The following is a 12,247-nucleotide window of genomic DNA, read 5'->3' as shown; positions in this document are numbered from 1 at the left end:
CAACTCACCGCTTGGAGTTGGGGGGCTACCTTCATTTTGTTGGGGCAGTTCAAGCTCATTCGGACGGGGCACAAAGAGCCTTTATCCAAGGGCTTCTTGAGGTACTCCAGAAAATACCTCTACTTTTCAATGAAAATACCTCTACTTTTCAGAGGAAGTACTTCTACTTCTAAAAGGAAGTACCTTAACTTCTCGGAAGAAGTACCTCTACTTCCTGCCAAATGTTATATTACTTTCGGTCAAATGTTATATTACTTTTCGACGAATGTTATATTACTTTTGGTCAGAAGTTATATTACTTTCTACGGAGGGTTATATGACCCACCCTGCGAGCGCCAATGACTTCCCACTGAAAGGCATTTTACTCCCGACACAAAGCCTTATTCCTTCCCGCCCGAAGAGGAGCCTTCGCGGGCGCCATCAAATTCGGCTCTCGGGCAGGAAATACAGAAATCTATTTGTATTTTTGTCTTAGTCTATAGCCGCGCTGTAGACACCCCCGCATCATTAGTGATACAATCATAGTATGGACTACAGAATCGAAAAAGACACCCTGGGTGAAGTCCAGGTGCCTGCAGACAAGCTCTGGGGAGCGCAGACCGAACGCTCTCGCAACAACTTCAAGATCGGTCAACCCGCATCTATGCCACTTGACATCATCCGTGGCTTCGCTTACCTCAAGAAGGGTGCCGCTTTCGCCAACCATGAGCTTGGCGTGCTGCCCGTAGAGAAGCGTGACCTCATCGCAGCTGTCTGTGATGAGATCCTCGCAGGCAAGCTCGACGACCAGTTCCCTCTCGTGATTTGGCAGACGGGCTCAGGTACGCAGAGCAACATGAACGTCAACGAAGTCATCGCTAATCGCGCACACCAGCTCGCTGGTAAGAAGATCGGCGAAGGCGAAAAGACGCTCCTCCCCAACGATGACGTCAATAAGTCTCAGTCATCCAACGACACCTTCCCCACCGGCATGCACATCGCTTGCTATAAGAAGGTCGTAGAAGTGACCCTCCCAGGCCTTCGCCAGCTCCAGAAAGCCCTCGACAAGAAGGCCAAGGAAATGGCAGACGTCGTGAAGATCGGCCGTACGCACCTCATGGACGCAACGCCTCTGACCCTCGGGCAGGAGTTCAGTGGCTACGCTGCACAGCTGGCTTTCGGTATCCGCGCACTGGAGAATACCCTTCCTCATCTTTCCGAACTCGCTCTCGGTGGTACTGCCGTCGGTACGGGTCTGAATACGCCTAAGGGCTATGATGTCGTAGTAGCTCGCCACATCGCAGAGTTCACCGGCCTGCCCTTCGTCACGGCTCAGAACAAGTTTGAGGCCCTCGCCTCTCACGATGCTATCGTAGAAGCTCACGGCGCACTCAAGCAGATCGCCGTTTCGCTCAATAAGATCGCCAATGACATTCGTCTTCTCGCTTCAGGTCCTCGTAGCGGTATCGGCGAAATCATCATCCCCGCCAACGAACCCGGGTCTTCTATCATGCCAGGTAAGGTCAATCCTACCCAGTGCGAAGCGATGACGATGGTCTGCGCTCAGGTCATCGGGAACGATGCTGCTATCGCTGTCGGCGGTATGCAGGGCCACTTCGAGCTGAATGTCTTCAAGCCTGTCATGGCAGCTAACTTCCTGCAGAGCGCACAGCTCCTCGGTGATGCTGCAGTATCCTTCGATATCCACTGTGTATCTGGTATCGAGCCCAACCACCCACGTATCAAGGAGCTTCTCAATAACTCCCTGATGCTCGTCACGGCTCTGAATACCCACATCGGCTACTACAAGGCTGCTGAGATCGCAAATGCTGCACACCGCAACGGTACTACCCTCAAGGAAGAAGCCCTTCGCCTCGGCTATGTCAGCGAAGAAGACTTCGACAAGTGGGTTCGTCCCGAAGATATGGTTCATCCCCTTGACTAAAGGCTGACCATTCACCCGTAAATAGAGAAGGGCGTGATGCTATCTGCATCACGCCCTTTCTTATATCCCGATCCGAAGTCCGATGACTCGGAAGAGAAAGCTTACTTAGCCTCGAGCTGATGATAAGCTTCTCCCAGGAGGTCGATCAAGCTCGTCGCCGTGAGACTGCGCTCCGAATAGCGACCAGCATAAAGCTCTGCCGACAGCCCGACCAAGTGAAGGCCCAAGACTGCAGCTGTGATCGATTGGTAGCCTTGCCCCAGAAGCCCTGCGATCACACCAGCGAGGACGTTGGAAGCACCTTGTGTTTGGAGACCGGTATTCCCCGTTGTGTCGAAGAAAGCCGTTCCCGTCGGAGCACATACTGCGGAGTAAGTGCCACGCAGTATGACATAGATATCACATTCCCGAGCCAGTTCGAGAGCACGCTCCAGACGCTCACGATCGGAGCGGAAGTCTCCGAACATAGCATCCATCTCCAGGTGCGAAGCGATCAAGATACTATTCTTCGGGAGCTTCTTCAGTAGCTTACGATCACTTGAGAGTAGTGCGATGCCATCTCCCTCCAAGAGGAAGGGACGCGAATACGAGGGCGTGAGCAGACTTTCTAAAAGATGGAGCGCTTCTTCATCTGTACCAAAGCCCTCCCCAATGACGACCGTCCGATAAGCATTGATTCCAGTGAGCAGTTTCGCCTCGTCAGACGGCGTATGGACTGTAAGCTCAGGCAGGGCAAGAGAGAGAGACAGTGCTTCCTCTGTAGGTACTAAGGCATGAAGCTCGCTACATCCCGCACGGAAAGCAGCTCGAGCAGATAGGAGCGTCTTCCCAATATGCCCCTTCACATAAGTCAAGAGAAGTGCCTTCTCTCGTGGAAGCTCGATGCTGAAGCGAGGACGCTTCTGCAGAGCCAGCGAGAGTGCAGCATCCTGCACGTGGTAATAAGCCGTATCAATCCCATGCTGTGCCTGCGGACTAATCCCCAGCGAAATGCACGACCAAGCTCCTACATAAGGCTCATTCTCTCTAAAGAAGAAGGCGAGCTTCGGGCTGTCAAAAGTGATCGTGCGCTCTGCACAGATGACGTTATCCAGCTTATTCCCCGAATTATCCTCAGCGAAGAGCCCTGAAGGGATCTCAATACTCACGATGGGAGCACTGGATTCGTTGAGGAATTTCACCAGCCCTACATAGCCAGCCGAGAGAGGTGTCTGCAGATCTGCACCGAAGAGCCCATCAATGATCAGGTCTCCACTGGCGATCTTAGGAGGTGTGAAGTCCGTAAATACCTCTTCCAAGCGGAAGGTATCCTTTGGGAGGCGCTCACGAACAGCTTCACATTCGGGCGAGAGCTTCCCTCCACGGTAGAAGAGGTAGGCAAAGATAGTATGCCCTCTACGTGAAAGTGTCTGGGCAATACTCAAGGCATAGGCGCCACAGCGACCTGCACCAGCAAAGACATAAATCGAGCGACCACCGAGAGAATAGTGGCGTAGGAGCTCTCGCTCAAAAGCTACAGCAGCACGCTCGATATGATCCTGCGCACTTAGCTTATCCAACTGAGCAGCCTGAGCATAGAGGATGTCCAGCTGCTTGCCCGAATAAATCTTCTGCATGAGAGTAGAGAAAGCTTATAAGTATATCCTATTGACTTGGTGGCAGCAATTAGTCCATCGTCCCGCGAACGATGCCACGCTCTGAGGTACGAACAAAGTCGAGGATAAGACTACGCTCGTAGCTCTCGGGGATCTCTTCCTCGATGACGCGGAAGGCCTCACTATTGTTGAGCCCACGCTGGTAGAGCGTACGGTAGATATCGTTGATGCGGAAGATCTGCTCATTAGTAAAGCCACGGCGACGCAGACCAACGATGTTGATACCACAGTAGACGATGGGATCACGACCAATGAGCGTGTAGGGAGGGATATCCTTGTTCACGCGAGATCCCCCCTGGATCATGACGTGCTTAGAGATACGCACGAACTGATGGACGAGTGAGCCACCACTGAGGATAGCATAGTCATCGACCTCTACTTCACCAGCCAGCTGGGTAGCATTACCGAGGATGACATGGTCACCAAGGACACAGTCGTGAGCGACATGCGAGTAAGCCATCAGGAGACAGTAGCTCCCGACGACCGTCTTACCGCGAGAAGCAGTACCACGATTGACCGTCACGCACTCGCGCACCATCGTGTGATCACCGATGATAGCGACACTGTCTTCACCGACGAACTTGAGGTCCTGAGGGATACCAGCGATGACTGCACCCGAATGGATATGGCAATGCTTACCGAGACGAGCTCCGCTCTTGATGACGGCATGACTCTCGATGATACAACCTTCCCCGATCTCGGTATTCTCTTCGATGACGGCGAAGGGATGGACGATAACACCTTCACCCAGCTTAGCTTCAGGATGGACGCTCGCCAGTGGGCTTATGTTAGGATGTGACATAGACATATATGTATATAGACAAGAGCCGCGCACACCCTATCCTCTCATTTAGAGGTAGGGAGTGGCAGGCTCTTGTGGATGTATTTACTTATTTTTTGCGACCTGCGCCATGAACTCAGCCTCGCAGACAAGCTTCTCACCGACGAAAGCAAGCCCACGCATGTTGGCTACACCACGACGGATCTCACCGAGCAGACGGAGCTTGAAGACAAGGGTATCACCTGGGACGACCTTCTGACGGAACTTCACGTTGTCGATCTTCATGAAGTAAGTCGAGTACTTCTCGGGGTCTTCGATCGTATTAAGTACCAGGAGACCACCGACCTGTGCCATCGCCTCCACCTGGAGAACACCCGGCATCACAGGCTCCGTGGGGAAGTGGCCTTGGAAGAAGGGTTCGTTGCCCGAAACACTCTTGACACCTACGATATAGTCCGTACCGATCTCAATGATCTTATCGACCATCAGGAAGGGATAGCGGTGTGGTAGAAGCTCACGAATACGGTTGACATCAAGAATAGGTGTCGCATTGGGATCGTAGAGAGGAGCCTGAGCTTCGTTGAGCTTAATATCCTTACGGATCTTAGCTCCCATCTCATTGTTGATCTTATGCCCTGGGCAATAAGCCAAGATACGACCACGGATAGGACGACCGATGAGCGCGAGGTCACCAAGCACATCGAGAAGCTTGTGGCGCGCAGGCTCATTGGGGAAGATAATAGGAGCATTATTGATATACCCAAGGGAGAGATCCGTACGACGTGTGACCTTCATAAGATCACATATCTTGTCGAGGTTCTCCTGAGCCATAGGCTCGTCATAGATGACAAGCGCATTGTCCAGGTCACCACCCTTGATCAGATTATTTGCGAGAAGCATCTCTACTTCACGGACAAAGACGAATGTACGGCAAGAAGCGATCTCCTTGTCGAAGTCAGCGAGGTCTTCAAGTGAAGCAAACTGGTTGCTCAGCACGGGCGAGTCAAAGGAGATATGTACGTCGACACCGAACTTACTATCGGGAAGCAGGACAATACGTGAGCGACCATCAGCCGAAACGACCTCCTGGCGACGCTTTACGATGTAGTGCTCTACTGGAAGATCCTGCTCTTCAAGACCAGCGGCGTGAATACCCTCGACATAGAGACGAGCGCTCCCATCGAGGATAGGAAACTCTGGAGCATTGACCTCAATGTAGCAGTTATCTACCCCTTTAGCGTAGAGAGCAGCCATAGCATGCTCTACCGTACTTACCGAGGCATCACCCTTGACCAAGACAGTACCGCGCTCAGTACCCTTGACGAACTCAGAGAGTGCAGGGATTTCAGGAGTGCCTTCGAGGTCAACACGACGGATGACACGCCCCGTCCCAGCAGGAGCAGGGAGGAAAGTGATCTGAATATCAAGGCCTGTATGTAAGCCCTTCCCAGAGAGAGAGAAGGGAGCTTTTAATGTCTTTTGCTTAGTCATAATACTCGTGCTCTTATAGTTGTTTTTTGAGTTCTGCAAGTTCTTTCTCAAGTGCCTGTAGGCGGCGGTACATATCGGGAAGCTTAGGTTGGATGACGAAGCTACGCATCGCCTCGCGAAGTGGCATTCCGGGAGAGCCCATAAGAGCCGTACCCGAAGCTACATTGCCAAGTACACCGGTCTGCCCCGCCATCTCTACGCGATCACCGATAGTGAGGTGCCCGCCGATACCGACCTGTCCACCAAAGCGACACCACTTTCCCACTGCCGAGGAGCCAGCCAAGCCAACCTGCGAAGCCATCACAGTATGCTCACCGACCTCACAGTTGTGAGCTATCTGAATGAGATTATCCAGCTTGACCCCACGACGGATGACCGTATTATCCATAACAGCTCGGTCGATACACGTATTGGCACCGATCTCGACTTCATCCTCTACTAAGACGCTACCCAGCTGCGGTATCTTATGATAGCCATCAGATTCGGGAGCAAAACCAAAGCCATCTGATCCAAGTACAGCACCTGCATGGATGATACAGCGCGCACCTACTCGTACGCCATGATAGAGGGTAACCTGAGGATAGATCACCGTCCCCTCACCAAGCGTGACACCACGACCAATATAGGCGAAGGAGTGGACCTGACAGCCCCGACCAATCTTAGCTCCGGGCTCAATGACAGCAAAGGGAGCTACATAGACATCTTCACCCAGCTCTACATCATCAGCGATATGAGCCTTGGGCGAAATCCCATGAAGACGAGGAGCACTCTGCTGCTCGACCAGCTGCATCAGCTGAGCTAAGGCAACGTAGGGATCCTCTACTCGGATGATTGTCGAGGCAACAGGCTGCTTGGGAGCAAAGGTGTTTGCCACCAGCAGGATCGAGGCCTTCGTCGTGTAAGCAAAGGATTCGTACTTAGGGTTAGCCAAGAAGGCAAGATCACCTGGCTGAGCCGACTCGATCTTCCCGAAGTTCGAAACGAGGACGGAGGCGTCACCTTCGATGACGCCTGAGATAAGGGGGGCTATCTGTGAGGCACTAAACTGCATATACGGTCTGTCTCGCTCTGGGCTTAGGCCTCGATAAGCTTGTTCTTAATAAGGATCTCAGCCATCTGGCGACGTAGAGCCTCAGCCTCAGCAGCTGCTGCATTGGCAAAGGCCTCGGTATTGTCAGCATAGATGATGCTACGTGAGGCATTCACAAGGAGACCACACTGGCTATTCAGACCAAAGCGAGCTACATCCTCAAGGCTCCCGTTCTGCGAGCCAACGCCAGGGACAAGGAGGAAGGCATCGGGTACGATAGCGCGAACACGCCCCAGCATATCGGCCTTGGTAGCACCGACAACATACATCAGCTGATCGCTATTGCCCCACTCGGTACTAGTACGTAAGACGCGCTCAAAGAGGGCCTCTTCACCGCCATCGACGGGGAGCATCTGGAAGTCTGCTGCTCCGGCATTCGAGGTAAGAGCAAGGAGGATCACCCAGCGCCCAGCATACTTGAGGAAGGGCAAGACGCTGTCACTTCCCATATAGGGAGCCACAGTCAGGGCATCGACCTTGAGGTGCTCAAAAAAGCTGCGAGCATACATATCGCTCGTATTCCCAATATCACCACGCTTAGCATCAGCGATGATGAACTGATCGGGATACTCTGACTGGATATAGGCCACGGTCTTCTCAAAGGCCTGCAAGCCGAAGGAACCCATACTTTCGTAGAAAGCAAGGTTGGGCTTGTAGGCTACGCACAAGTGCGCAGTGGCATCGATGATCCGCTTATTGAAGGCGAAGATAGGATCATCCTCGTCGAGGAGGAACTGAGGGATCTTACGGACATCCGTATCCAGCCCGACACAGAGGAAGGACTTCTTCCTCTTGATGTTCTCAAATAGTTCGTCTCTTGTCATAATCTCGGTATGCTATGGAGTTAGAAATAAGGAGGTAGCCCCCTTCTAACCTGTACTAATGATGATGTGTTAGAGGGCGGCTTCCTTCATTCGCTCGATATTCTCGGCGATGATAAGTTCGTCAATGATGGGTTGGATCTCTCCCGACATAATAGCGGAGAGATTGTAGAGGGTGAGATTGATGCGGTGATCGGTCACACGCCCCTGAGGATAGTTATAGGTACGGATCTTGGCTGAGCGGTCCCCCGTAGAGACCATCGTCTTACGACGTGCTGCGATCTCTTCATTATGCTTGGTAAGCTCGATATCATAGAGCTTCGTACGGAGCATCTGCATAGCCAGCTCTCGGTTTGCCAGCTGCGTACGCGCCTGCTGACAGACGACGACGATACCCGTAGGCTTGTGGGTCAGCTGGACCTTCGTCTCGACCTTATTGACGTTCTGCCCACCAGCACCACCTGAGCGAGCAGTCTGCATCTCGATATCAGCAGGATTAAGGACGACGTCTACTTCTTCAGCTTCTGGGAGCACAGCTACCGAAGCGGCAGAGGTATGCACACGCCCCTGAGTCTCAGTCTCTGGGACACGCTGCACACGGTGCACACCGCTCTCATACTTGAGGATCCCATAGACACCATCTCCCGTGACCGTGAAGATGATTTCCTTGTAGCCACCAGCAGTGCCCTCGCTCATGCTCGTGACCTCAGTAGTCCAGCCACGGCCTTCGCAGTAGCGTACATACATCTTATAGAGGTCACCTGCGAAGAGAGCCGCTTCGTCACCGCCCGTACCGCCGCGGATCTCCATGACGACGTTCTTCGCATCCTCTGGGTCTGCAGGGATCAAGAGAAGCTTGATCTCCTCTTCGAGCGAAGGGATACGCTGCTCAGCCTCCTGCATCATCTCACGCGCCATCGCACGGAGCTCTGGATCGCTCTCAGCCTCCAGCGTATCGCGCCCCTCCTGGATATTCCCGAGGAGGTTACGATATTCCTTACCTTTATCAAGGATGCGCTCCAGATCACGATACTCTTTGCTGAGCTTCATGAAGCGCTTCTGATCGGCGATAATATCTGGTGCGGTGATAAGCGAAGTGATCTCTTGGAAGCGTATTTCCAAGCCTTCGATCCGGCTAAGCAGGTCGTTTTCCGTTGCCATTTAGGTCTATTGAGTAGCTATTATTCGTAGTTAAGCACTCCGAATGGGGAGTGGATAGTGAGGTGATTCTTCTCTGCAGCTTCGACACGCCCGATGATCTGGGCTGGTACTCCGAAGCTCTCGGAGATCTCGATGATACGGGCTGCATGCTCAGCGGAGACGTAGAGCTCCATACGATGGCCCATGTTAAATACCTTGTACATCTCGGCCCAAGGTGTACCGCTCTCCTTCTGGATCAGCTCGAAGAGTGGTGGAATAGCGAACATATTATCCTTGATCACGTGCTTGCCTTCGACGAAGTGTAGCACCTTAGTTTGAGCTCCACCGGAGCAGTGTACCATACCATGGATCTCCGGACGAAGCTCATCAAGGATCGCCTTGATGATCGGAGCATAGGTACGCGTAGGAGAGAGGATCAGGCGCCCCGCATCCAGTGGTGTACCAGCGATGGGTTCGGTAAGAGCCTTCGAGCCACTGTAGACCAACTCATCGGGCGTAGCAGCATCGTAGCTCTCAGGGTAGCGCTTTGAGAGTGAGTGCTCCAGTACATCATGACGAGCAGAAGTCAGCCCATTGCTCCCCATCCCCCCATTGTAGGAGGTCTCATACGAGGACTGCCCGAAGGAGGCCAGCCCAACAATGACATCACCAGCCTGAATATGAGCGTTGTCGATGACATCACTGCGCTTCATGCGGCAGGTGACCGTACTATCTACGATGATCGTACGTACGAGGTCACCGACGTCAGCCGTCTCACCACCCGTGGCATAGACACCAATACCTTGAGCACGAAGCTCAGCAAGGAGCTCCTCTGTACCATTGATGATCGCAGCGATGACCTCACCAGGGATGAGATGCTTGTTGCGACCAATCGTCGAGGAGACGAGGATGCCATCGACGGCCCCTACACACAGCAGGTCGTCAATGTTCATGATCAGCGCATCCTGCGCGATACCTTTCCAGACAGAGAGGTCACCCGTCTCACGCCAATAGATGTAGGCCAGCGAAGACTTCGTGCCCGCACCATCTGCATGCATGATGTTACAATAGGCTTCATCTCCCCCGAGGATATCGGGGATGACCTTACAGAAAGCCTTAGGATAAAGGCCCTTGTCTACGTTGCGGATGGCAGCATGCACATCCTCCTTGGAGGCTGAGACGCCGCGCTGCATATAGCGCTCGTTCATAAGTTTGTCGGGTCTGGTGCCGAGTGAAGGTTAGCGGAGGCGGAGCACATCCCCTTCCTCGGGGGCGTAGTCAGCATCCTTATTATTGAGTTTGTAGAGTCGATCGAGTCGGATACCATAGCGCTGGGAGATGTCATGCATCGAGTCCCCTACGCGGACGGTATAGGTAGTGTAGCGAGCAGAAGCCTCCTTATTCTTTGGCTCAAGGTAGACGACGTCTCCCTCATTAAGAGGATAGTCCTCAGGAGTATCATTGTACTTAGCCAGCTTCTTTGCGGAGATCCCCATGTCAGCTGCGATACGCTCATAGGTATCATTCTGGTCAGCGAGCACATAGAGGAGGCCATAGCTGATATAGGAGGGGCGCATAGGTCTGTCATAGCTGCGCTGTGCCTCAGCAGGACGGCGAGCAGGCACAGGACGACCTGAGTACCACGTAGGATACTCGCCTCGGTCAAAGGCATAAAGCTCATAGTCCTCGATGACCTTGATCAGCATATTTGCATAGCCCTTATTCGTAGCATATCCGCAGAGCTGCAAGCCCTTAGCCCAACCGCGATAGTCGTCGTAGCGAAGAGCGAAGAGGCGCTGATAGCGACGCGCCTTGAGGAACTGAGAGTGGTCATCATAGCTATCCTTCGCCGAAGGGTAGCTACGGAAGCAGTCATTGGGGTTGTCATCTCGGCGGTAGGTACGCTTACCTGACCAGGTCGAGTGACACTTGATACCGAAGTGGTTATTGTGATCTCGGGCCAAGGTGCTCGTCCCAGCACCCGTTTCTATAAGCCCTTGGGCCAAGGTGATACTGGCAGGGATCGCATGACGACTCATCTGACGTCTGGCCTCGGCTTCGTAAGTGCGGATATAATCCATAAAGGTTGGCTTGCGTAGCACCTGGGCAAAAGCCTCAAGGCCTCCGAAAAGGAGAACCACAGCAAGAGCCAAGCTCAGTCGATATATAACGGAATGGCTGATTCTCATCATTGTTGTACAGTGAACATTTACTTGTAGACCTTCCATATCTATACAATGGCTACAAGTAGTGGCAAAGATACGAATTATATAGCTATCCTTCGGAGCATATCTGCAGGCTCCAATATAGGGTCGTGGTATGAAACACTATTGAGCCCATTGCGCAAGGCCATCTCTTCACAGCTTGCACTTTCCACCTTCGAACTTCTCAGCCTAAAGACCCGATTTTCGGGGGACGGAGATACGAGTAATGAAGAGGTAGGCTTGCACAATGTCCCCATATCCATATTGATAAACAGCACTTTGACATCAAACAAGCGTCTATGATAGTTCAAGAGAAATAGCCTCTCTCTACGCTGAAAAAGAAAGGGTACAAATCGCAAGCGATTTGCACCCTTTTCTACACCCGGAAATATCTATAGCCTATAAGACAATAAACGAGCCCTGGGAGCCTCTTGATGGAGACCAAAGGGCTCGGCTTGTTTTCCCACATTCTCCTAATACATCCTCCCCTTTCCTAGGCTATTCGGACGTGCTAATTTCGCCTATACATTTGCAGTGTCAGAGCTATTCAAGACGATGCTTGAAGACTCTCGAAGACTTATAAAGATGCATTCAATTGGATTGCCACCGCAACGTATAAGTAACTATGACACTACACGAACCCCTCGAAAAGCCCGTATGGCAGATGACGGGTGAAGAACTACTCTTCCTCGCTCAGCAGGGGTCAACGCAACGAGAGGGAGATACACAAGACAAGACTCCCGGCAAATTATTGCCCTTGAGCAGCAAGCCATCAGCCTAACACTAGACTACCGGAAGCGATGATTGCTGATAGATACTACCCCTGGAGCAATATCATTGATGGCAATAGCATAGTCAAAGTCACTCGTCCTCGTCTAGGTCGAGAACATGTATATCGCTATGATCAAGCTCTGTCTGAATCTCCACGTAGAGCTGCCCTTCGTGTACGCCGATGCTCGATATTCGGTTAAGATTCCCTGGTGTGTAGTCAATCTTAACCTCTGGAAGCATCTCGTGCGTACGTAAGTCGATAGCCCCAACGTAGAAGTAATAGTTGAGTGTCCCGTAGAAAAGATAGTCTTTGTAGACCGTCGTTACATATGTGCTGGTGTTATAGCCTGGGAACTTATACATTTGAAAG

The 12,247-nt window shown here is 52.3% G+C and carries 9 protein-coding genes and 2 pseudogenes; 2 read left to right on the top strand and 9 right to left on the bottom strand.

The window, feature by feature from the left end:
• Window positions 1–526: 526 nt before the first annotated feature.
• Window positions 527–1,924 (top strand): class II fumarate hydratase, encoded by a 1,398-nt coding sequence (gene fumC / locus HMPREF1323_RS03990; protein WP_009433143.1) that lies wholly within the window; start codon window positions 527–529, stop codon window positions 1,922–1,924.
• 101 nt (window positions 1,925–2,025) lie between these two features.
• On the opposite strand, the gene HMPREF1323_RS03985 is transcribed toward fumC, so the two are convergent.
• The 8 genes from HMPREF1323_RS03985 to HMPREF1323_RS03950 all read right to left on the bottom strand — a co-directional run bounded on the left by HMPREF1323_RS03985 (window position 2,026) and on the right by HMPREF1323_RS03950 (window position 11,091).
• Window positions 2,026–3,540, bottom strand: coding sequence for an NAD(P)H-hydrate epimerase (locus HMPREF1323_RS03985; protein WP_009432998.1), 1,515 nt, complete (start codon window positions 3,538–3,540; stop codon window positions 2,026–2,028).
• Between the two features lie 49 nt (window positions 3,541–3,589).
• Window positions 3,590–4,381, bottom strand: a complete 792-nt coding sequence (gene lpxA, locus HMPREF1323_RS03980; RefSeq protein ID WP_009432919.1) for an acyl-ACP--UDP-N-acetylglucosamine O-acyltransferase — start codon at window positions 4,379–4,381, stop codon at window positions 3,590–3,592.
• A gap of 84 nt (window positions 4,382–4,465) precedes the next feature.
• On the bottom strand, window positions 4,466–5,851 hold the full coding sequence (locus HMPREF1323_RS03975; RefSeq protein ID WP_009433124.1) for a bifunctional UDP-3-O-[3-hydroxymyristoyl] N-acetylglucosamine deacetylase/3-hydroxyacyl-ACP dehydratase: 1,386 nt from the start codon (window positions 5,849–5,851) through the stop codon (window positions 4,466–4,468).
• Between the two features lie 13 nt (window positions 5,852–5,864).
• Window positions 5,865–6,902, bottom strand: coding sequence for a UDP-3-O-(3-hydroxymyristoyl)glucosamine N-acyltransferase (gene lpxD, locus HMPREF1323_RS03970; RefSeq protein WP_009433033.1), 1,038 nt, complete (start codon window positions 6,900–6,902; stop codon window positions 5,865–5,867).
• A 23-nt stretch (window positions 6,903–6,925) separates the two neighbouring features.
• Complete coding sequence (gene pyrF, locus HMPREF1323_RS03965; protein ID WP_009432936.1) at window positions 6,926–7,765, bottom strand: orotidine-5'-phosphate decarboxylase; 840 nt, start codon at window positions 7,763–7,765, stop codon at window positions 6,926–6,928.
• A 69-nt stretch (window positions 7,766–7,834) separates the two neighbouring features.
• The gene (prfA, locus tag HMPREF1323_RS03960) at window positions 7,835–8,923 is read right to left on the bottom strand and encodes a peptide chain release factor 1 (RefSeq protein WP_009432978.1); all 1,089 of its coding nucleotides are present in this window, start codon (window positions 8,921–8,923) and stop codon (window positions 7,835–7,837) included.
• A gap of 20 nt (window positions 8,924–8,943) precedes the next feature.
• Window positions 8,944–10,095, bottom strand: a complete 1,152-nt coding sequence (locus HMPREF1323_RS03955; RefSeq protein ID WP_044114688.1) for an AIR synthase related protein — start codon at window positions 10,093–10,095, stop codon at window positions 8,944–8,946.
• A 45-nt stretch (window positions 10,096–10,140) separates the two neighbouring features.
• Window positions 10,141–11,091 (bottom strand): glucosaminidase domain-containing protein, encoded by a 951-nt coding sequence (locus HMPREF1323_RS03950; RefSeq protein WP_044124086.1) that lies wholly within the window; start codon window positions 11,089–11,091, stop codon window positions 10,141–10,143.
• A 640-nt stretch (window positions 11,092–11,731) separates the two neighbouring features.
• Between HMPREF1323_RS03950 and HMPREF1323_RS09085 the strand changes: the two are divergent.
• Window positions 11,732–11,824 (top strand): annotated as a pseudogene (locus HMPREF1323_RS09085) (DUF3853 family protein); the annotation flags it as partial.
• Between the two features lie 143 nt (window positions 11,825–11,967).
• Here the strand turns inward: HMPREF1323_RS09085 and HMPREF1323_RS03945 are convergent.
• A pseudogene (locus HMPREF1323_RS03945) lies at window positions 11,968–12,247 on the bottom strand (hypothetical protein); the annotation flags it as partial.

The sequence above is a fragment of the Porphyromonas sp. oral taxon 279 str. F0450 genome (assembly GCF_000292995.1).
In the GTDB taxonomy this organism is placed as follows: domain Bacteria; phylum Bacteroidota; class Bacteroidia; order Bacteroidales; family Porphyromonadaceae; genus Porphyromonas; species Porphyromonas pasteri.
The sequence above is the reverse complement of the archived record's forward strand: the minus strand, read 5'-3'. Positions and strand labels throughout refer to the sequence as shown.

Excerpts from the sequence above, each read along its gene's own strand:
- HMPREF1323_RS03975 (WP_009433124.1), bottom strand. The coding sequence starts at position 5,851 with ATGACTAAGCAAAAGACATTAAAAGCTCCCTTCTCTCTCTCTGGGAAG.
- fumC (WP_009433143.1), top strand. The coding sequence starts at position 527 with ATGGACTACAGAATCGAAAAAGACACCCTGGGTGAAGTCCAGGTGCCT.
- HMPREF1323_RS03955 (WP_044114688.1), bottom strand. The coding sequence starts at position 10,095 with ATGCAGCGCGGCGTCTCAGCCTCCAAGGAGGATGTGCATGCTGCCATC.
- lpxA (WP_009432919.1), bottom strand. The coding sequence starts at position 4,381 with ATGTCACATCCTAACATAAGCCCACTGGCGAGCGTCCATCCTGAAGCT.
- HMPREF1323_RS03985 (WP_009432998.1), bottom strand. The coding sequence starts at position 3,540 with ATGCAGAAGATTTATTCGGGCAAGCAGCTGGACATCCTCTATGCTCAG.
- pyrF (WP_009432936.1), bottom strand. The coding sequence starts at position 7,765 with ATGACAAGAGACGAACTATTTGAGAACATCAAGAGGAAGAAGTCCTTC.
- prfA (WP_009432978.1), bottom strand. The coding sequence starts at position 8,923 with ATGGCAACGGAAAACGACCTGCTTAGCCGGATCGAAGGCTTGGAAATA.
- HMPREF1323_RS03950 (WP_044124086.1), bottom strand. The coding sequence starts at position 11,091 with ATGAGAATCAGCCATTCCGTTATATATCGACTGAGCTTGGCTCTTGCT.
- lpxD (WP_009433033.1), bottom strand. The coding sequence starts at position 6,902 with ATGCAGTTTAGTGCCTCACAGATAGCCCCCCTTATCTCAGGCGTCATC.